Source organism: Sphingopyxis sp. TUF1 (assembly GCF_036687315.1).
Lineage (GTDB): Bacteria > Pseudomonadota > Alphaproteobacteria > Sphingomonadales > Sphingomonadaceae > Sphingopyxis > Sphingopyxis kveilinensis.
On sequence record NZ_CP144683.1, the window covers coordinates 3451792 to 3470982 of the forward strand.

General features: G+C 63.4%; 18 protein-coding genes and 3 pseudogenes. 8 read left to right on the plus strand and 13 right to left on the minus strand.

The window, feature by feature from the left end:
• Genes VSX77_RS16310 through VSX77_RS16320 form a run of 3 tightly spaced genes read left to right on the plus strand, consistent with a single transcriptional unit; the run spans position 1 to position 1439 of the window.
• The gene (locus VSX77_RS16310) at positions 1 to 219 is read left to right on the plus strand and encodes a hypothetical protein (RefSeq protein WP_338425645.1); all 219 of its coding nucleotides are present in this window, start codon (positions 1 to 3) and stop codon (positions 217 to 219) included.
• 3 nt (positions 220 to 222) lie between these two features.
• Complete coding sequence (gene nrdR / locus VSX77_RS16315) at positions 223 to 690, plus strand: transcriptional regulator NrdR (RefSeq protein WP_338425646.1); 468 nt, start codon at positions 223 to 225, stop codon at positions 688 to 690.
• Positions 687 to 1439 carry an RNA methyltransferase gene (locus tag VSX77_RS16320; protein WP_338425647.1) on the plus strand — a complete coding sequence of 251 codons (753 nt, stop codon included), beginning with the start codon at positions 687 to 689 and terminating at the stop codon, positions 1437 to 1439. Before nrdR ends, VSX77_RS16320 begins: the two co-directional genes overlap by 4 nt.
• A gap of 10 nt (positions 1440 to 1449) precedes the next feature.
• On the opposite strand, the gene VSX77_RS16325 is transcribed toward VSX77_RS16320, so the two are convergent.
• Positions 1450 to 1764 (minus strand): chorismate mutase, encoded by a 315-nt coding sequence (locus tag VSX77_RS16325; protein WP_338425648.1) that lies wholly within the window; start codon positions 1762 to 1764, stop codon positions 1450 to 1452.
• A 200-nt stretch (positions 1765 to 1964) separates the two neighbouring features.
• Between VSX77_RS16325 and rpsD the strand changes: the two genes are divergently transcribed.
• The 4 genes and pseudogenes from rpsD (at position 1965) to aguB (ending at position 6422) form a co-directional block, all read left to right on the plus strand.
• Positions 1965 to 2576: a 30S ribosomal protein S4 gene (gene rpsD / locus VSX77_RS16330; RefSeq protein ID WP_338425649.1), complete on the plus strand. Its 612-nt coding sequence runs from the start codon at positions 1965 to 1967 to the stop codon at positions 2574 to 2576.
• A gap of 116 nt (positions 2577 to 2692) precedes the next feature.
• Positions 2693 to 4383: pseudogene (locus VSX77_RS16335) on the plus strand (M28 family metallopeptidase).
• Between the two features lie 110 nt (positions 4384 to 4493).
• Positions 4494 to 5477: an agmatine deiminase family protein gene (locus VSX77_RS16340; protein ID WP_338425650.1), complete on the plus strand. Its 984-nt coding sequence runs from the start codon at positions 4494 to 4496 to the stop codon at positions 5475 to 5477.
• Between the two features lie 93 nt (positions 5478 to 5570).
• Positions 5571 to 6422 (plus strand): N-carbamoylputrescine amidase, encoded by an 852-nt coding sequence (gene aguB, locus VSX77_RS16345; protein ID WP_338425651.1) that lies wholly within the window; start codon positions 5571 to 5573, stop codon positions 6420 to 6422.
• A gap of 14 nt (positions 6423 to 6436) precedes the next feature.
• On the opposite strand, the gene VSX77_RS16350 is transcribed toward aguB, so the two are convergent.
• Positions 6437 to 7060: a PilZ domain-containing protein gene (locus VSX77_RS16350; protein WP_338425652.1), complete on the minus strand. Its 624-nt coding sequence runs from the start codon at positions 7058 to 7060 to the stop codon at positions 6437 to 6439.
• Positions 7061 to 7547: 487 nt separating this feature from the next.
• Between VSX77_RS16350 and VSX77_RS16355 the strand changes: the two genes are divergently transcribed.
• On the plus strand, positions 7548 to 8684 hold the full coding sequence (locus VSX77_RS16355; protein ID WP_338425653.1) for a sensor domain-containing diguanylate cyclase: 1137 nt from the start codon (positions 7548 to 7550) through the stop codon (positions 8682 to 8684).
• A gap of 72 nt (positions 8685 to 8756) precedes the next feature.
• Here VSX77_RS16355 and VSX77_RS16360 read toward each other — a convergent pair whose 3' ends face one another.
• The 11 genes and pseudogenes from VSX77_RS16360 to coxB form a co-directional block, all read right to left on the minus strand.
• A complete protein-coding gene (locus VSX77_RS16360; RefSeq protein WP_338425654.1) occupies positions 8757 to 10052 on the minus strand; it encodes a sugar MFS transporter in 1296 nt (431 codons plus the stop codon).
• A gap of 259 nt (positions 10053 to 10311) precedes the next feature.
• On the minus strand, positions 10312 to 11190 hold the full coding sequence (locus VSX77_RS16365; protein WP_338427178.1) for a class I SAM-dependent methyltransferase: 879 nt from the start codon (positions 11188 to 11190) through the stop codon (positions 10312 to 10314).
• A 4-nt stretch (positions 11191 to 11194) separates the two neighbouring features.
• A complete protein-coding gene (gene thrC, locus VSX77_RS16370; RefSeq protein ID WP_338425655.1) occupies positions 11195 to 12592 on the minus strand; it encodes a threonine synthase in 1398 nt (465 codons plus the stop codon).
• Positions 12593 to 12619: 27 nt separating this feature from the next.
• The gene (locus VSX77_RS16375; RefSeq protein WP_338425656.1) at positions 12620 to 13270 is read right to left on the minus strand and encodes an SURF1 family protein; all 651 of its coding nucleotides are present in this window, start codon (positions 13268 to 13270) and stop codon (positions 12620 to 12622) included.
• On the minus strand, positions 13263 to 13703 hold the full coding sequence (locus VSX77_RS16380) for a DUF983 domain-containing protein (protein ID WP_338425657.1): 441 nt from the start codon (positions 13701 to 13703) through the stop codon (positions 13263 to 13265). The genes VSX77_RS16375 and VSX77_RS16380 overlap by 8 nt, the downstream gene beginning before the upstream one ends.
• Entirely contained in the window at positions 13663 to 14538 is an 876-nt protein-coding gene (locus VSX77_RS16385; protein WP_338425658.1) for a cytochrome c oxidase subunit 3, read from the minus strand. The genes VSX77_RS16380 and VSX77_RS16385 overlap by 41 nt, the downstream gene beginning before the upstream one ends.
• Before the next feature lie 80 nt (positions 14539 to 14618).
• A pseudogene (locus tag VSX77_RS16390) lies at positions 14619 to 15184 on the minus strand (cytochrome c oxidase assembly protein).
• Positions 15181 to 15330, minus strand: a complete 150-nt coding sequence (locus VSX77_RS16395; protein WP_338425659.1) for a hypothetical protein — start codon at positions 15328 to 15330, stop codon at positions 15181 to 15183. Before VSX77_RS16395 ends, VSX77_RS16390 begins: the two are co-directional and overlap by 4 nt.
• The gene (locus tag VSX77_RS16400; RefSeq protein WP_338425660.1) at positions 15327 to 16253 is read right to left on the minus strand and encodes a heme o synthase; all 927 of its coding nucleotides are present in this window, start codon (positions 16251 to 16253) and stop codon (positions 15327 to 15329) included. Before VSX77_RS16400 ends, VSX77_RS16395 begins: the two co-directional genes overlap by 4 nt.
• A 44-nt stretch (positions 16254 to 16297) precedes the next feature.
• Positions 16298 to 17964: pseudogene (ctaD, locus tag VSX77_RS16405) on the minus strand (cytochrome c oxidase subunit I).
• Between the two features lie 15 nt (positions 17965 to 17979).
• Entirely contained in the window at positions 17980 to 19074 is a 1095-nt protein-coding gene (gene coxB, locus VSX77_RS16410; RefSeq protein ID WP_338425661.1) for a cytochrome c oxidase subunit II, read from the minus strand.
• Positions 19075 to 19191 lie beyond the last annotated feature (117 nt).

The window sequence follows — 19191 nt, forward strand, 5'->3', positions numbered from 1 at the left end:
ATGGCGCGCCAACACCCCGAGGAGCCGACGCTGGTCGAGCTGACGATCGAAGAGGTCAAGGCGATGGGTCGGCAGGGGATGGACCATCCCTCGACGCCCACCGTTCTGACCGGCGGGGTGATCGGCGCGGTTGCCGGGGCGGTGCTCCCCGTCATCAGCTGGCCTGTCGGACTGCTCGCCGGCGCCGCGATCGCACTCTACACTCGGGTGAAACGCTAACCAATGCGCTGCCCCTATTGCGGACATGAAGACAGCCAGGTGAAGGACAGCCGTCCGACCGAGGACGGTGCGGCGATCCGCCGCCGCCGCCAGTGCGAGGATTGCGGCGCGCGCTTCACGACGTTCGAGCGCATCCAGCTGCGCGAAGTTGCGGTGCTCAAGGCGGGCGGCGGACGCGAACCCTTCGACCGCGAAAAACTGATGCGCAGCGTCCAGATCGCATGCCGCAAACGCCCGATCGACGGCGCGCGGATCGAGCGGCTGGTGTCGGGAATCCAGCGCCAGCTCGAAACCTCTGGCGACAATGAAGTCCAGGCACAGCAAATCGGTGCGATGGTGATGGAGGCGCTGAAGGGCTTCGACAATGTCGCCTATATCCGCTTTGCCAGCGTCTATCGCGACTTCACCGAAGCCAAGGATTTCGAGGAGTTCGCCTCGACGATCACCGAGGCGGCGCGGCCGAGCAAATGACCGCGGCATCTCCGCCCCCCGTCATCGTCCTGGTCCGTCCGCAGCTTGGCGAAAATATCGGCAAGGCGGCGCGCGCAATGCTCAACTTCGGGCTGACCGAGTTGCGACTGGTGTCCCCGCGAGACGGCTGGCCCAATCCCGACGCCGGGCCGGCGTCGGCCGGAGCCGACGTGGTGCTGGCGAACGCGGCGGTCTTTGAAACGCTGACCGATGCGGTCGCCGACTGCACGACCATTTATGCGACAACGGTACGCAAGCGCGGCGTGACCAAGCCGGTTCTGACCCCCGAAGCTGCGGCACAGGAGGTCCACGCGAGCGCCGGGCGCTCCGCCTATGTCTTCGGACCCGAGCGGTCGGGGCTCGAAACCGACGATGTCGCGCTCGCGCATACGATCGTCACCGTCCCGATCAACCCCGAGTTCGGTTCGCTCAACCTAGCGCAAGCGGTGATCCTGCTCGCCTATGAATGGTCGAAGCATGTCCCGAATGATGTGGTGGGTGGTACCGCGCTCACAAGCCCGCCCGACGTCCCGCTCGATCCGCCGGCGCCGCACGGCGAACTCGAGGAGCTGATCGGGCACCTCGTTCGCGACCTCGACAAGAGCGGCTATTTCTTTCCGCCCGAACGCCGGGACGCGACACTCCGCACGCTGCGAACCACGCTCACCAAGACCGGCTGGTCGCACAACGACATCCGCATGATGCACGGGATCGTCACCGCGCTAGGCCGGGCACCGCGGTCGCGCTGAACGAAACGCGTCAGCTGTCGGCGCGCAGGCGGTCCCACTGGATCGCTTCGTAAGCGATCGATTGTTCGACGAGTTCGTCCCACACCGCGCGAACGCGTTCGGAATCCAACCCCGCCGCCGCGGCTGCGCGCGCTACGTTATCGAGCACTTCGGCCTTGCGCGCTTCATCACGAACGGTCCCGCGGTCGGTCTTGATCCGCGCCGCGGCGTCCATATAGGCAAAGCGGCGGACGAGCAGCGCGACGAGTTCGCGGTCGACCTGATCGACCCCGGCGCGAACGTCGGTCATCGTTTCGCATTGGTCGGGAAGTTTGGCGCTCGTCATGCGCGCAGCCTTTAGCGGCTTTTTCGCCGCTGTCGAGCGCGCGGCGTACCGCTTGACTTTGCGCCCTCTCCCGTCTAACCGCGCGCCTTCGCAATGGACTCCGCACCCCGGTGAAGCGGCAGTCGCGTACGGAAACCTTCCGTGCGGTGCGACCCGGGAACCGCCGAAATTCCTCGGCACACAGCAAATTGGAGACGCATATGTCGAAGCGCCAGAGCGCCAAGTATAAACTCGACCGCCGGATGGGCGAAAACATCTGGGGTCGCCCGAAAAGCCCGGTCAACCGACGCGAATATGGCCCCGGCCAGCACGGCCAGCGCCGCAAGGGCAAGATGTCCGACTTCGGCATCCAGCTCCGCGCCAAGCAGAAGCTGAAGGGCTATTACGGCGACATCACCGAAAAGCAGTTCAAGAAGAACTATATCGAAGCGTCGCGGATGAAGGGCGATACCGGCCAGAATCTGATCGGCCTGCTCGAACGCCGCCTCGACGCGGTGGTCTATCGCGCCAAGTTCACCCCTACGATCTTCTCGGCGCGCCAGCTCGTCAGCCATGGTCACGTCTACGTCAACGGCGTGAAGTGCAATATCGCGAGCCGCCTCGTGAAGCCGGGCGACGAAGTGACCCTCGGCAAGAAGGCGCAGGAAATGGCGCTGGTCGCCGAAGCGCAGAGCCTGCCCGAGCGCGACCTGCCCGAATATCTGGCGGTCGACGGCACCAAGGCAACCTATGTCCGCGTCCCGACGCTCGACGAAGTCCCCTATCCGGTGAAGATGGAACCCAATCTGGTCGTCGAATTCTATTCGCGCTGATCGGTTTTCTACCGAAAGGATTTCAGAAGGGCGGTCCGCAAGGGTCGCCCTTCTTGCATCGAGGGAGCGCGGCTGGCACAAGCCCGTAATCAAACAGGAAAACTCAAGGAATTTCCATGCTTCGTTTCCCCCGCTCGACCGCAGCCTTTGCGGTTCTTCTGACCGTTGCCGCGTGCAACGCTTCCGACAAGGCTGCGAGCGATACGTCCGCCCCCGCCATCCCCGATGTCGAGATTCCCGAACTGTCGCTCGCAACGCTTCAGGAAGTGACCAAGGAATTGTCGTCGGACGCCTACGAGGGCCGTGCGCCCGGCACGGCTGGCGAGGAAAAGACGGTCGCTTACATTATCAAGAAATATCAAGAAGCGGGGCTGAAGCCCGGCAACAACGGCAACTGGACGCAGGACGTGCCGCTCATCGAGATCACGGCCAAGAACGCCACCCCGCTGACCTTCACGGGCGGCAAGACGCCAGTAACCGCGCAATATGCCAAGGACTATGTCGCGTTCAGTTGGCGCGTGCAGCCCAAGACCGAGGTCAAGGACAGCGACGTCGTCTTTGTCGGCTATGGCATCAATGCCCCCGAAAAGGGTTGGAACGACTATGCCGGGCTCGATGTAAAGGGGAAGACGGTCGTCGTCCTCGTCAACGATCCCGACTGGGAAACCAAGGAAGCCAAGGGCGAGTTCAATGGTCGCGCCATGACCTATTATGGCCGCTGGTCGTATAAATATGAAGAAGCCGCGCGGCAGGGCGCGGCGGCCGTGCTGATCGTCCACGACACCGAACCCGCCGCTTACGGCTGGAATGTCGTCGATCGAGCAATACGGGGACGCAATATCTGGCCGAGAGCAAGAATGGCGGCGCCGACCAGACCGTTGCAAATGGCTGGATCCAGCTGCCCAAGGCGAAAGAAGTTTTCGCAAGCGCAGGGCAGGATTTCGATGCAATGCGCGCGGCCGCGAAGAAAAAGGGCTTCAGGCCAGTTCCGCTGACCGGGGTGAAGGCAAACTTCGGCTTCGACAACGAAATCGCGAAGAAAATGTCGCGCAACGTCATCGGCGTTCTGCCGGGCGCCAAGCGGCCCGACGAATATGTTCTCTATACCGGCCACTGGGATCATCTCGGCCGCTGCACGCCGGTCGATGGCGACGACATCTGCAATGGTGCCGTCGATAACGCGAGCGGCATCGCGGGTCTCGTGACGCTGGCGCAAGCCTTTCACAAGGCCGGTGCGCCCGACCGCAGCATCGTCTTTCTCGCGGTGACCGCCGAAGAATCGGGGCTGCTCGGATCGAAATACTACGCCGAAAACCCGGTCTTCCCGCTTTCACAGACCGTCGGCGGCGTGAATATGGACGCGCTCAATTCGGTCGGCCCGGCAAAAGACATTGTCGTTGTCGGCGGCGGCAAGTCCGAACTCGATGCCTATGTCACCAAGCTCGCGCAGATGGAGGGCCGCACGGTCAAGGCCGAACCGACGCCGGAGAAGGGCTTCTACTATCGCTCGGACCATTTCAGCTTTGCAAAGCTCGGCGTGCCGATGTTCAACTTCGGCAGCGGCGACGATCTGGTCGATGGCGGCGTCGAGGCCGGCCAGAAAGCAGCGGAAGATTATGAAAAGAACCGCTATCACGCCCCCGGGGACGAATTTGAGGCTATTACCAACTGGGACGGCATGATGTCGGACCTGCGCCTCTATTACGCCGCCGGCCGAATGCTCGCGATGACCAGCGCATGGCCGAACTGGGTCGAGGGCGATGAATTCCGCGCCGCCCGCGACAAGTCGCGTAGCGCGGCGAAATAGGGTTTCGTCATTGCGAGCGGAGCGACGCAATCCAGGGCGGTTTACGCTACTCCAGATTGCCGCGTCGCTCCGCTCCTCGCAATGACGGAGCTGAACAGGATCGAGACCCGATGCCCCTGCACATGCCTGCCGAATGGGCACCGCACGATGCGGTGTGGATCGGCTTTCCCCATTTCGCCGAGGAATGGTCGGGGCAGATAGACGCCGCGCGGCGCGACGTCGCGGCATTCGCCAATGCCGTTCACGACGAGGGCCGCGGCGAGACGGTGCGACTGGTGGTGCGCGATCACGCGAACGCCGATCTGGCCGAAACCATGGTCGATCCGGGTGTCGAGCTGCACATCATGCCGCTTGGCGACATCTGGCTGCGCGATACCGGACCGATCGTCGTCGGTACCGGCGGTGCGCGAGCCGCGCGCAATTTCGATTTCAACTGGTGGGGCAATAAATTCGTCATGCCGGGCGACCGCGAGATCGGTTCAATCATCGCAGCCTATATGGCTTTTCCGACACGCGATTGTGACTGGGTGCTGGAGGGCGGCGGCATCGACGTCGACGGCTCCGGGCTCTGCGTCACGACCGAGGAATGCCTGCTCAACCCGAACCGCAACCCGTCGCTGACGCGCGCCGACATCGAGACGCGGCTGCACAAGTCCCTCGGCATCGATCGCGTCCTGTGGCTGGGCAACGGCCTGATCGGCGACCACACCGACGGCCATGTCGATAATCTGGCGCGCTTCGTCGGCGAAGGGCGGCTGGCGTTACCCGTTGCGGCAGGTAACGACGATCCCAATGCGCATGTCTATGCTGACGCCCGCGCGCGCGCCAAAGCTTTTGACGGGGTCGAGATCGTCGATCTGCCCTCACCCGGCCGCGTGGAAATCGACGGAGAGGTAGCGGCGGCAAGTTATATGAACTTCTATATCGGCAATAGCACCGTCGTCGTGCCCACCTATGGCGCGCCGAACGATCAGGCTGCGATCGAGACGCTCGCGGCGCTGTTCCCTGATCGCCGCGCGGTGGGCGTGCCCGCGCGGGGGATCATCGTCGGCGGCGGAAGCTTCCATTGCTCGAGCCAGCAAGTGCCGCGCTAATTCTTTGCGTCGTCCCGGCGAAGGCTGGGACGCCGAGGGTGAGGGTGCAGCTTTTGCTCTGGCAAGATGCGCTGTCCGGCCTATATCCGGCCCATGACCCGCACCATAACTATCGCAGCATTACAGCTCCCCCTGCCCGGCCCCGTCCAGCCCAATATCGAGGCCGTGATCGCGCTTATCGAGGAAGCGGCCGCCCAGGGTGCGCAGGTCATCCTGCCGCCCGAACTTTTCGAAGGCCCCTATTTCTGCCAGGTTGAGGATGAGGCGCTGTTCGCGGCGGCGCGGCCGACGTCCGAACATCCGAGCGTCATTGCAATGCAGGCATTGGCCGCAAAACTGAAGGTGGCGATCCCGACGAGCTTTTTCGAGAAGGATGGGCCGCATTATTACAATACGCTCGCGATGATCGGCCCCGACGGCGCGATCATGGGGACGTATCGCAAAAGTCACATTCCCGACGGGCCGGGGTATGAAGAGAAATATTATTTCCGCCCCGGCAACACCGGCTTCAAAGTGTGGGACCTGTTCGGGACGCGCATCGGCGTCGGCGTCTGCTGGGACCAATGGTATCCCGAATGCGCGCGCGCGATGGCCCTGATGGGCGCCGAACTGCTCTTCTATCCCACCGCGATCGGATCGGAGCCCTATGACGCCGACCTCGACACCAGCCGCATGTGGCGCCGCGCGATGCAGGGCCATGCCGTGTCGAACTGTATGCCGGTCATCGCCGCAAACCGGATCGGCACCGAGGGCGACGCCAGCTTTTACGGCCACAGCTTCATCACCGACGAGTGGGGCGACATGACGCAGGCGTTCGGCGCACACGAAACCGGCGCGCTCGTCGAGACGATCGACCTCGATCGCGCTGCGAAACACCGGGCCGGCATGGGCTTCTTCCGCGACCGGCGACCGCAGCTTTACGGCCGACTGGTCGAAGACGTCTGACCTTGAACCCGCGCTCAGTTTTCGAAGCGGTGGATGCTTTCAAGGTCCGCCCGGTCGAGCGGCTGCGTCAGCCATAGCCCGCCGCGCCCTCCGCGCGACCAGCGCACGATCGCGTGCCGCTTAACTCCGCCGGCGAGTATGAGGTCGAACTCTTTGCCGACCTCGAAATGCGTACCGTGGACAAAGCCCGCGCCATGTTGCGACAGATCAACCAGCTCAATGTCGCTGGCGGTTCCGTCGTCGGCGACAATCTGCGCCTGACTGTGAACCGGCAAACGCGGCTGGCGATAGCCCATCGCGCGCTGTTCGGCCGCCAGTTGTTTGAGCACTTCGGCGACATCGACCTCGGTATCGAATGACACCCCGCATCGGCCGCCGTCGGACCAGACGACCTTTCCGCCGAGCGTAACCGTGTCCGACAACGCGATTTCTAAATGTTCACCGACCGTGATCGGGACGTCGGCTGCAAGCATCATGCCGCGATCGGACATGTTCCGCACGCGCCACAGCCCCGCGTCACCGTTGCGGATGACTTTGGCAATCCGCCACACCGTGCGATAGCGATCGCCGCCGCGGCGGTCGTCCGCCGCGGAATGACTCGGCTCCTCAGCCGGATCGGATAAGCGACGTTGGCTCATGTCTTTTACCTTGCCGACAGCAACACGCCGGGATAACCCGTTGTATATGCTGAAAAAACGCCCCACACCATTTGAACTACTACTAGATTTTTCGTTAAAATTCAATTATATTGCAGATATATAGTTAACGTCGCTTATATGATATAAGCGCCGATCAGGATGGCCCGGTGATTTGGAGACTCGTCCTGTTTTTAACGGTTCGTCGCCCGAACCCGCGCGATTGAACAAGGCTCCGCGCGCTCATGACGCCTAACCGTCAAGGCTCTGGCTCTCAGCATGTCAATCGGTAGGCAATCATCTGATGCAAGGTAACGATGGCGATGTGCGCGAATGGGCGCCACACCAAAGAACGGGATGAAGCTAAACCGCTGATTTACCGGCTATATAATGGTTATGGCCACGAAACCGTTAAACGACGCGAAAAAAATCGCGCCAAAACGGCGTGAATCCCCTTTAAATCAGGGCCGGCCCGCTCGTTAAAGCTCGCATGACCACAAAAGCGACAGCATCGAACGAGCCGGTTGGGCGGCTCATGGGTTGGCTCGGGCTTCGCCGCACGCGCGGCGGTGCCTCCGACGGCGGTTATCCGCCCGTCGACCCCGGGGGGCCCCGCGACTTGGCGCGTGAATCGCGTTACGAGCTAGCCGCGTCGATCACCTCTTTCCTCGTCGATAATGATCTGGAAATTTCGCCTGCAAACCTGCTGATCGCACATGGCGCCTTTTCGGGCCGCAACCCGCGCCTCGCGCGGCAGATCGTCGCGCAGGCGCAAAGCCCACAGGGCATCACGCAAAAATGGCTCGACGAGGTGGAGCAACAGGAAAGCGGCCAACCGGACCGCGTCGAACTCGACAAGCTGATGAGTCGGCTCGAGGCCAATCTTGAGGCTTTTCACGCCAACACCAAGGATGCCCGCACCGCCACCAGCGATTACGGGATCGAACTGGAACAGCATGTCTCCGATCTTGAGCAGCTTCAAAAGACAGGACGCATCGTGTCGAGCCTCGCCGACCTCGCCAAGGTCATGCTCGAACGCACGCGCAAGGCCGAAGAGGACATGCGCAAGAGCGAGGATGAGGCAAAAGCGCTGCGCCGCAGCCTCGACCGCGCCAAGCGCGATGCCGAGCTCGACTATCTGACCGGGCTTCCGAACCGCCGCGCATTCGAAAACCTGCTCGACCGGCATTATAAGGAAGCGCGCGCGGCGATCGAGCCGCTGAGCGTAGCCTTCTGCGATATCGACGAGTTCAAGAAGGTCAACGACACCCACGGCCATGAGGCGGGCGACCGGGTCATCAAGGCCATCGCCGACACGCTCGCGCGCATTTCGAACGACAAGTGCCATGTTGCGCGCCACGGCGGCGAGGAATTCGTCATGCTGTTCCGCGGTCTCACCCCGACCGAAGCCGCCGAAAAGCTGGACGATGCGCGCGAGGCGCTTGCCGACCGGCGCCTCATCAACCGCAAGACCGACGAACCGTTCGGACAGATCACCTTTTCGGGCGGGGTGGCCGATGTCTTTGGTTATGGCGATGCGCGCGCCGCGCTGAAGGCGGCCGACGCGGCGCTCTACAAGGCGAAGATGAGCGGCCGCAACTGCATCCGCATTGCTGAGCCGTCCTGATTACCGGCTTTCCGCGAGGGGGCGGGCGCCGCGGACAATTGGCATGATCGCCCGTTGTCCGCGGCCTTGCCGTCAAACGGCCGGACGCCGCGCGTAATAGCCGAACGCGGCAATCACCGCATAGCATAGAGCGGGAAGCAGCAGCGCCGTGGCGAGGCTACCCGTGACATCGGCAATCACCCCGGTGGCGAGGGGGACGACCGCGCCGCCGAAGATCGCCACGTTGATGATCCCCGACCCGTCGGCTGCGCGCGGCCCGAGTTTCTCGGACGCGAGGCTGAAAATCGTCGGGAACATGATTGCGTTCATCAGCCCGATTGCGAGCAGGCTATATCCAGAGACGACCCCGCTGCTGTTGGTCGAAATCAAGATCAACGTGATCGCGCCGATCGCAACGCAGGCGAGCAGCTTGCCCGGGCTGACGACGCGCATCAGGCCCGAACCGATGAAGCGGCCGACCATCGCGCCACCCCAGTACAGCCCGATCAACTTGCCTGCGGCCTGTTCCGGCAGTGCCATCACGCCCGGCTGCATCAGATAACTGACGACGAGCGAGCCGATCGACACCTCCGCCCCCACATAAAGAAAGATGCAGAGCGCACCGAAGCCGAAACGCGGGCGCTTCAGCAGGTCGAAACCCGCAAGGCCCGCGCTTGCTTCATGCCTTTCACCCTGAAGCCGGTTGCGGAACAGCCATACCGCGCCTGCGACTACGGCGAGCGCGACGGCAATCCCCAGATACCCGTGAACGATCGCCTGGCTTTCGGCGGTTCGATAGGCATCGAGTTCGGCGCCCGACAGCTGGTCGGCGCTGACCGTCGCCAGGCTGCCGAGGATCAGTATCGATCCAACGATCGGAAAAACGGTGGTCCCCAGCGAATTGAACGCCTGCGCAAAGGTCAGGCGGCTATGCGCCGTTTCGGGTTTGCCGAGAAGCGAGATCAGCGGGTTGGCGACGACCTGGACAATCACGACGCCGCTTGCGAGCACGAACAGCGCAAGCAGGAAGAGCCCATAGACCGCCTGTTGCGATGCAGGAATGAAGAGCAAGCATCCGGCAAGCATCGTCAGCAATCCCGCGACTGCGCCGCGCATATAGCCAATCTTCTTGACCAGCTTGGCCCCTGGAATGCCGATCACTAGGTAAGCGGTAAAAAAGCAGAACTGGATCAGCATGGCCTGCGTATAGTTGAGCGTGAACAGTTCTTTGAGTTTTGGGATCAGCACGTCGTTCAGCGACGTGATGCCTCCGAAAATGAAGAACAGTCCCATGACGAACAGCCGCAGCTCGGGCGCATCGACGTGCGCGCCCTGCCCTTCGACCGCAATCGGGTCGCTGCTCGACGAATTATCCGGCGCCAAAGCCATGCCATCCCCCAATATTTTCTGATCGGGTCGTGCCCTACACGGGTCATGTCATATTGGCGGCGGCGAGCAAGCCTATTTGATACTGCGCCGTCGCGACATTCGTATGCATAGGCACGGACGCCGTTTGGCGGATGAACGGCGCCTGCCCCTTGGCCTAATCGGAATGGGAGCATCGGATAGGCGGTCCCGTGAGGGCCATAGACCCTACGGACACAATCGTCGGTACGTTAGGGTGTCTGTCGCGGGCGTAGCACGCCAGTCAGCGGCTCCAGCGCGCGAAGATCGCCGTCGGCAGCAGCAGGGCGCGCGCTTCTTCGCGCACGGCAAGCTCGCCGCATTCGACCTTGCCCGGCAAGTCGGCGAAAAGCTGGGCGAGCAGTTCGCCGATCGCGAGCGCCGACATGCGCACGGCATAGACGGTCAGGAACAGCGCGCGGCTGTCCCCGTCGAGCAACTGGCGGCAATCGGCGAGCAGCGGCGCCAGCCCCTCCTCGATCTGCCAGCGCTCACCGCCGGGACCGCGCCCGAATTTGGGGGGGTCGAGCAGGATCGCATCGTAACGCCGCCCGCGTCGCACCTCGCGCGCAGTGAATTTGCCGGCATCGTCGACGATCCAGCGCACCGGCATGTCGGCCATGCCTGCAAGCGCCGCATTTTCGCGCGCCTGCCCCACCGATTTTTTGGAGGCATCGACATGCGTCACCGACGCGCCCGCCGCCGCGAGCGCCTGGCTGCCCACGCCGGTGTAGCCAAAGAGATTCAGAAAGGCTGGGTCGGGCTTGTCGGCAACGCGTTCGCGCAGCCAGTCCCACACCGGCGCCATGTCGGGAAAGAAGCCGAGATGACGAAAGGGCGTGCAGGAGGCCGTGAAGCGCGTCTCGCGCCAGCCAAGCGGCCAGCCCTCGGCGGGCACGGGTTTATGGTAATACCAGCGGCCGCCGCCATCATCGTCGGACGCGGGCACGAACTCGCCATCAGCCGCAGCCCATTCGCTTTCGGGCAGCGCGGGTGCCCACATCGCCTGTGGTTCGGGGCGGATGAAGCGATAGCGGCCATAGCGTTCGAGCTTGCGGCCGCCGCCGCTGTCGACCAGCCCATAATCATCCCACGCCTCGCCAACGAGCGTGACGAGGGGCAACAGATCAGCCACGCGAGGCTTCCGCAAGGATGAAGGCCTTGACCGCGTCATAGTCGCCGGGAAGCTTCGTGTAACGTTCCTCGCGCTCGAACAGATTGCCCAGCCGCGCGGGCAGCGGCGGGCGCACGCCCGTCGCGCGCTCGACCGCCTCGCGGAATTTCGCGGGATGTGCGGTGGCGAGCGTGATGACCGGAATGTCGGCGTCGATGTCGAGCGAGCGCGCTGCGGCGAGCCCAACCGCGCTGTGCGGGTCGATAATCTGCCCCCCGCGTTCCTGCGCCCAGCGCAGCGCGAGCGTCATCGCGTCGCCGTCGATGCGGGCACTCGAGAACAGGTCGCGCGCGCCGCCGAGCATGTCGGCGGGGATCGTCATTGCGCGCTTGGCATCGAACTCGGCCATCATGCCCGCGATCGCGCCGCCGTCGCGGCCTGCGAGGTCAAAGAGCAGCCGCTCGAAATTGCTGCTGACCTGAATGTCCATGCTGGGCGTCGCGGTCGGCGTCACTGTACCCGCGCTATAGTCGCCGCTGGTGAGCGCGCGGTGGAGGATGTCATTGACGTTGGTCGCGACCACCAACCGAGCGATGGGCAGCCCCATCTGCGCCGCGACATAGCCCGCGAACACATCGCCGAAATTGCCGGTCGGCACGCTGAACGCCACCGGACGATCGGGGCCGCCAAGACGGACGGCCGCGTAGAAATAATAGACGATCTGCGCCATCAGCCGCGCCCAGTTGATGCTGTTGACCGCCGACAGATTGACCTGGCTCCGTGCGTCGGCATCGCCGAACAGCCGCTTCACCATCGCCTGCGCATCGTCGAAACTGCCGTCGATCGCGATATTATGGACATTGGGGGCAAGCACCGTCGTCATCTGGCGCCGCTGGACATCGCTGACGCGGCCCTCGGGATGAAGCATGAAAATCTGGATATGCTCGCGCCCCGCGACCGCCTCGATCGCCGCCGATCCGGTATCACCCGACGTTGCGCCGACAATCGTGATGTCGGTGTCGCCGCCGCTCAGGAACGTCTCGAACAATTCGCCGAGCAATTGCAGCGCGACGTCCTTGAACGCCAGCGTCGGCCCATGGAACAGTTCGAGCAGCCAGTGGCGATGGTCGAGCTGGACCAGCGGCGTCACGGCATCGTGGCTGAAGCGGCCATATGCGGCCTTGCACAGCCCGCGCAATTCATCCTCGGTCAGCGCGCCTTCGACAAAGGGTCGCATGACGCGGACCGCCGTTTCGACATAATCCAGCCCGGCGAGCGCCCGAATTTCGTCGGTCGACATCTGCGGCCATTTCGCGGGCACGTAAAGCCCGCCGTCGCTGGCGAGGCCCGCGAGCGTGGCGGCACGAAAGTCGAGGGTCGGCGCGGAGCCGCGGGTGCTGATATAGTCCATGACGCAGACGCGCCTAGCGGCGACGGCTTACGGCCGCAAGCGGCGACGGACGGCGAGGAAATAGATGACGAGCGCCGCGGCGGCGAAGAGGAACCACTGAACTGCATAAGCGAGATGATTGTTCGGCGTGTCGTCGGCCGACGGAACGGCGCTCGGCCGCAACCCCGCGACCGGCGTATCGGCGACCAGCATCGCGCGTGCTGGCGCCGCCTTGCCCATCGCCCGCGCGATCATGCTCGGCTGCTCGGGGCCGGGCACGATCGTCCCCTGGACAATCCCGCCGGTCCACTTGGGTGGCGCAAAACCGTCGCCGATACCGACATCGACCAGCACGCCCGGCCCTTCGGCGCCGGTGCGGCAGTCGGCGATCATGCGAAAGCCCGTACCGCCCTTGCGGTCGGTGCCGCTGCGCGGATCCCAGCGCACGGGTTCGAGGCAGACGACGCTGCTCTTGCGATAGAGCACAGCATCGGGCACCGGCGGCAGCTCGGGATAGGTGACGAGCGACGACATCGCCATATTGCGTTCGTACAGCGCGATCAGCGCTTCCTTGTCGGCCTTGCGCTGGAGCTGCCAGACGCCGAGGCCGATCATCGTCGCGACCGCGGCAAGTACGAGCAGCGTCGGGATCAGCGGCCAGCGGGGCGGCGGCGGCGGCGGCGAAACCGGGTCAGTCATCCTCATCCGTTCCGGCGAGTCGACCCTCCGCGGCGCTGCGCTGATGTTCTGACGCGAGCAGCGCCGCTTTGGCAACGCGCAGCCCATAGACCACCGCCGCAGCGGTCAGCGGCACCCACAGCAGGGCATGGATCCATAGCGGCGGCTCGAACGCGAAATCGAGCGCGAGCGCCAGCACGATCAGCAGCGCGCCGATGATCATCGTCAGGAAGGCTGCGGGCCCGTCGCCGACGTTATAGCGCTGGAAATCGAGCGCGCAGACGCGGCAGCGCGGCGCAAACTTCACCGGCCCGTCGAACAAGGTCTGCGCACCGCATTCGGGACAGAGGCCAAAAAGGGCAGCCCGCGCGATTGGTGGCTGCCCCTTTGGTGATGGTTCCTTGCCGGTCAAATCAGTGCGCGGCGATCGGCGCGCCCCAGCCGCCCCAGACATAGACGATGATGAAGAGGAACAGCCACACAACGTCGACGAAGTGCCAGTACCACGCCGCCGCTTCGAAACCGAAATGCTGCTGCGGGGTGAAATGCCCCTTATAGGCGCGAACAAGACAGACGATCAGGAAGATCGTACCGACCAGCACGTGGAAGCCGTGGAAACCCGTCGCCATGTAGAAGGCCGAGCTGTAATTGCTGCCGCCGAAACCCCAGGGCGCATGCATATATTCATACGCCTGGATCATCGAAAAGATCGCGCCGAGGATGATCGTCGCCCACAGGCCTTTTTTCAGGCCTTCGCGGTCGCCGTGGATCAGCGCATGGTGCGCCCAGGTGATCGTCGTGCCCGAGCAGAGCAGGATCAGCGTGTTGAGCAGCGGGAGCGAGAACGGATCGATGACCTCGATGCCCTTGGGCGGCCACATGGTGATCGCATCGGCGCCTTCTTGTCCGAAAAGCGACGTGATCGCGCCATCGGCATATTCGATCGGCACCGGAAAGAGCGAGAAGTCGAACCAGGCCCAGAACCAGCCGACGAAGAACATGACTTCGGACGCGATGAACAGGATCATGCCATAGCGCAGGTGCAGCTGCACGACGGGGGTATGATCGCCGGCATGCGCTTCGTTGATGACGTCCGACCACCAGCTGAAAAAGGTTGCGATCACGCCCATGAAGCCGAGCCCGAGCACCCATTTGCCCGCGGCACCGAAATAATCCTCGTGCATGAACATGACGAGGCCGAAGAACATCACGAGCGCCGCGAACGAGCCGATGAGCGGCCAGACGCTGGGGTTTACGAGGTGATAGTCATGATGTTTGGCACCGGCCATGTCACAATTCCCGTTTTTGCTGCCCCAGCGTGACGATTCCCCATCACCCGCCGGTCCTTGTTAGACTCTTGGATGCGGCCTTAGCTCGCCTTTTTGCCCTCGTCTACCGCCTCTACAGGGTGGAAGGTGTAGCTCAAGGTGATTTCCTGGACGTCGCGCGCGTCGGGGTCATCGACGATCGCCGGATCGACGAAGAACAGCACCGGCATCCGCATCTGCTGCCCCGGTTCCAGCCGTTGTTCGGTGAAACAGAAGCATTGGATTTTGGTGAAATATTTGCCCGCCTGCGTCGGCGTAACGTTGAAGCTGGCGGTACCGACGACCGGCGCGGCCGAATTATTCTCGGCGATGAAAATCGCCATGTCGCGCGCGCCGACGCTGACCGTGTCACGCGGATGTTCGGGATAGAATTTCCACGGCAGCGCGGGCGACACATTCGCGTCGAAACGCACCGAGATCGTCTGGTTCAGGATCTCGGGCTCGGCCGCAGCCGCGACCGCGTCGTAGCGTTCGTGCCGCCGAAACCCGTCACGCGGCAGAAAAGATCATAGAGCGGCACCGCGGCGAAGCCGAGACCGGTCATCGCGAGCGCGAGGATGCCGGCAAGGCTGGCGGTCTTGGCTTTCGGGGACAGGCTCCGGATCATGCGAAAATCTGCATTTTGGCAATGGTGATGAAGAAGAACAGGATAGCGAGCGCGCCGAGCATCCACGCCATCATATTCGCGCGGCTGCGCTGGCGCCGGCGATATTCGGCCTCATCGAACGGCTGCTGGTCGGATTCGTCGGTCATAGCGGCCACCAATGATCGGCGACGACTGCGCCGAAGAGAATGAAAAGATAGGCGATCGAAAAAGCGAACAGCCGCTTTTCAGGCTGCATCCGATCGCCCTCGCCCGCAGTGCGCGTGCCGACCCGAACCGATAGCAGGACGAAGATTGCCGACAGCAGGATCGCCGTCCAGCCATAGAGCGCGCCGGTGTAGCCGAGCGGCCAGGGCGCGATCGCCGCCGCCGCCATTACGATCGCATAGAAAAGAATCTGCCGCCGCGTCGATGTCTCGCCCGCGACGACGGGCATCATCGGAATGCCTGCGTCGGCATAATCCGAGCGGACGAAGAGCGCGAGCGCCCAGAAATGCGGCGGGGTCCACAGGAAAATAAGCAGGAACAGCATCACCGGCAGCGGCGCGATCGATCCCGTCGCCGCGACCCAGCCGATCAGCGGCGGAAACGCCCCCGCCGCGCCGCCGATGACGATATTCTGCGGCGTGCGCGGCTTCAGCCACATCGTATAGACGAAGACATAAAAGAAGATCGACACGGCGAGCAGCAGCGTCGCCTGCCAGTTCGATGCGAACAGCATCAGGAACAGCGAAAAAGCCGCGAGACCAATCCCGAACTGCAACGCAGTCTGCGGATCGAGCCGCCCGGCAGGCAGCGGGCGTCCCGCGGTGCGCTTCATCTTGGCATCGAGCCCCGCTTCATACCATTGGTTGAGTGCGCCCGACGCGCCCGCCCCGAGCGCGATGGCGAGGATCGACGAAAAGGCGAGGACCGGATGCACGTCACCCGGCGCTGCGAGCAGTCCGCAGAGCGCAGTGAACACCACCAGCGACATGACGCGCGGCTTGGTCAGCGCGAACAGGTCGCGCCAGTCCGCGGGAAGCGTCATCATATCATGGGTCAGGCTCTGCGCCATAATCACTCCGGCCATCAGGGCGGCGCCCTCTGCCGAAGGTCAGCAGAGGGCGCGGCCTGTCAGGCGATACGCGGCAGTTCGTTGAACTGGTGGAACGGCGGCGGCTCGACAGCGTCCATTCGAGCGTCGTCGCACCCTCGCCCCACGGATTGTCGGCCGCCTTCTTGCCCGCGACCAGCGAGTAGATGATATTCACGAAGAAGATCAGCACGCCCACGCCCATGATGACATAGCCATAGGACGAGATGAGGTGCCAGAAGGCATAGGCGTCGGGATAGTCCGGATAACGGCGCGGCATCCCCTGCTGCCCCAGGAAATGCTGGGGGAAGAACAGGACGTTCACGCCGATGAAGAAGATCCAGAAGTGCAGCTGGCCCAGGACTTCGCTGTACATCCGGCCCGACATTTTCGGGAACCAGTAATAGAAACCGGCGAAGAGCGAGAAGACCGCCCCGAGCGACAGCACATAGTGGAAGTGCGCAACGACATAATAGGTGTCGTGCAGCGCCGTATCGACACCACCGTTCGCGAGAACGACACCCGTGACGCCGCCGACAGTGAACATGAAGATGAAGCCGAGCGACCAGACCATCGGGGTCTTGAAGCTCATCGATCCGCCCCACATCGTCGCGATCCAGCTGAAAATTTTGATGCCCGTGGGAACCGCGATCACCATCGTCGCCGCGGTGAAATACATCTTCAGGTTCACGCTCATGCCGACCGTGAACATGTGGTGCGCCCATACGATGAAGCCGACGACACCGATCGCGACCATGGCGTAAGCCATGCCGAGATAGCCGAACACCGGCTTGCGGCTGAAGGTCGAGATGATCTGGCTGACGATGCCGAAGCCCGGCAGGATCATGATATAGACTTCGGGGTGGCCGAAGAACCAGAACAGATGCTGGTAAAGCACGGGATCGCCGCCGCCTGCCGCATCATAGAAGGTGGTACCGAAATTGCGGTCGGTCAGCAGCATGGTGATCGCCGCAGCGAGCACGGGCAGCGCGAGCAGCAGCAGGAAGGCGGTGACGAGCACCGACCACACGAACAGCGGCATCTTGTGCAGCGTCATGCCCGGGGCGCGCATGTTGAAGATGGTGGTAATGAAGTTGATCGCACCGAGGATCGACGCCGCGCCGGCAAGGTGGAGCGAGAAGATCGCCATGTCGACCGCGGGTCCAGCCGAGCCGCTCGTCGACAGCGGCGCATACACCGTCCAGCCGGTGCCGGCACCCAGGCCACTGCCGCCCGGCACGAACATCGACCCGACGAGCATAATGAAAGCGACGGCGGTGAGCCAGAAGCTGACGTTGTTCATGCGCGGGAACGCCATGTCGGGGGCGCCGATCATCAACGGCACGAACCAGTTGCCAAAGCCGCCGATCATCGCCGGCATCACCATGAAGAACACCATGATCAGACCGTGCGCGGTGATCATCACGTTCCAGAAGTGCTTGGCCTGCACCTCGCTCGCCGAAGCGTCGAAGAATTGCGCCCAGCCGGTCAAATGCTGGATGCCGGGCTCCGCCAGTTCCCAGCGCATCATGCCTGACAGCACACCGCCGACGATCCCCGCGACGATCGCGAAGATCAGGTAGAGCGTGCCGATGTCCTTGTGGTTCGTCGACATGAACCAGCGGACGAAAAAGCCGGGCGTGTCGTGATCGTCGTGCGCATGATCGGCATGGCCGTGCGCGGGTGCAGTCGCTGCAATATCGGTCATCTGTCGGACCCCTTGTTAATTCTTGGCGGCCGGGATGGCGGCGGGAGCCGCTGCCGGCGCTGATTCGGTCGTGGCGGCAGGCGTTGCGGCCGGTGCCGGCGCCGCAGCGGCGGTCTCGTCCACCGGGCCATTCGGATTGCCACCCTTCGAGCGGACCCATGCTTCCCACTTATCCACCGGCAGCACTTCGACCGCGATCGGCATATAGCCGTGATCGACGCCGCACAGTTCCGAACATTGGCCGTAATAAACGCCGACCTTGTTCGCGGTGAAGGTCGTTTCGTTGGCGCGGCCGGGGACGGCGTCCATCTTGGTCCAGAAGGCGGGAACGGCAAAGCTGTGGATCACGTCCGCGCCGGTGATGATGAGCTTAACCTGGCGGCCAACGGGAACGACCATGCGGTTATCGACCGCCAGCTGGTGCGGCTCGCCCGCGGCGTCGGCTTGTTCCTTGCTCAACATCTTCGACACATATTCCCCGATGCCCTGATCGGGATAGGCATAGCCCCAATACCATTGGTATCCGGTGACCTTGATCGTCAGTGCGTCGGCCTTCGGCGGTTCATATTGCGCTGCCAGCAGCCGGATCGACGGCACCGCGATCACCGCGAGAATCAGCACCGGGATCGCGGTCCAGATGATTTCGATGAAAGTGTTATGCGTCGTCTTCGACGGCACCGGGTTCGCCTTGGCGCGGTAGCGCACGATCACCCAAAGCAGCAGACCAAGAACGAAGAGCGAGATGATCGTGATGATGGGCAGCAGCATCACATGGTTGAACCAATAGGCTTGCTCGCCTATCGGGCTGACCTGCGGCTGGAAGTCGATGCCGCGGTCGATCGGCTGGCCGACACCCGGGGTCGGCTTCATCGGCACGTAGGTCGCATCACCCGCGGGCGCAGCAGCGTCGGCGGTAGCCGGCGCGGCGGTGGGCGTCGCAGCAGGGGCTGCGACCGGAGCGGTCGCAGGCGCGGGATTCGCGGCGACCGTGGCCGCAGGCGCTTCCGCCGGAGCCGTTGCGGCGGTCTGTGCCTGTCCGGCGCCGACTGCGCCAAGCGACAAGGCTGCCGCAATTAACACCTTGATTACAGGGGTTTTCAAGCTCTTCATAAGGATAATGCCGCCCGTTGCCTGTTGTTCTTATGATCCGCCAGCCCACCCTTCCTTGCTGCCGAACATGCGTCCGCGCAGCCATCGGACAGGCTGAATCTCGCGGGCGCTATAGAC

Bases quoted from the DNA above. Each gene is read 5' to 3' on its own strand.
- VSX77_RS16375 (WP_338425656.1), bottom strand. From the start codon at position 13,270: ATGACTGACCCGGTTTCGCCGCCGCCGCCGCCGCCCCGCTGGCCGCTG.
- VSX77_RS16350 (WP_338425652.1), bottom strand. From the start codon at position 7,060: ATGAGCCAACGTCGCTTATCCGATCCGGCTGAGGAGCCGAGTCATTCC.
- VSX77_RS16400 (WP_338425660.1), bottom strand. From the start codon at position 16,253: ATGGCCGGAGTGATTATGGCGCAGAGCCTGACCCATGATATGATGACG.
- coxB (WP_338425661.1), bottom strand. From the start codon at position 19,074: ATGAAGAGCTTGAAAACCCCTGTAATCAAGGTGTTAATTGCGGCAGCC.
- VSX77_RS16360 (WP_338425654.1), bottom strand. From the start codon at position 10,052: ATGGCTTTGGCGCCGGATAATTCGTCGAGCAGCGACCCGATTGCGGTC.
- VSX77_RS16310 (WP_338425645.1), top strand. From the start codon at position 1: ATGGCGCGCCAACACCCCGAGGAGCCGACGCTGGTCGAGCTGACGATC.
- VSX77_RS16340 (WP_338425650.1), top strand. From the start codon at position 4,494: ATGCCCCTGCACATGCCTGCCGAATGGGCACCGCACGATGCGGTGTGG.
- VSX77_RS16395 (WP_338425659.1), bottom strand. From the start codon at position 15,330: ATGACCGACGAATCCGACCAGCAGCCGTTCGATGAGGCCGAATATCGC.
- VSX77_RS16355 (WP_338425653.1), top strand. From the start codon at position 7,548: ATGACCACAAAAGCGACAGCATCGAACGAGCCGGTTGGGCGGCTCATG.
- rpsD (WP_338425649.1), top strand. From the start codon at position 1,965: ATGTCGAAGCGCCAGAGCGCCAAGTATAAACTCGACCGCCGGATGGGC.
- VSX77_RS16325 (WP_338425648.1), bottom strand. From the start codon at position 1,764: ATGACGAGCGCCAAACTTCCCGACCAATGCGAAACGATGACCGACGTT.
- thrC (WP_338425655.1), bottom strand. From the start codon at position 12,592: ATGGACTATATCAGCACCCGCGGCTCCGCGCCGACCCTCGACTTTCGT.
- aguB (WP_338425651.1), top strand. From the start codon at position 5,571: ATGACCCGCACCATAACTATCGCAGCATTACAGCTCCCCCTGCCCGGC.
- VSX77_RS16320 (WP_338425647.1), top strand. From the start codon at position 687: ATGACCGCGGCATCTCCGCCCCCCGTCATCGTCCTGGTCCGTCCGCAG.
- VSX77_RS16385 (WP_338425658.1), bottom strand. From the start codon at position 14,538: ATGGCCGGTGCCAAACATCATGACTATCACCTCGTAAACCCCAGCGTC.
- nrdR (WP_338425646.1), top strand. From the start codon at position 223: ATGCGCTGCCCCTATTGCGGACATGAAGACAGCCAGGTGAAGGACAGC.
- VSX77_RS16380 (WP_338425657.1), bottom strand. From the start codon at position 13,703: ATGTCTGGGGCGGCTGGGGCGCGCCGATCGCCGCGCACTGATTTGACC.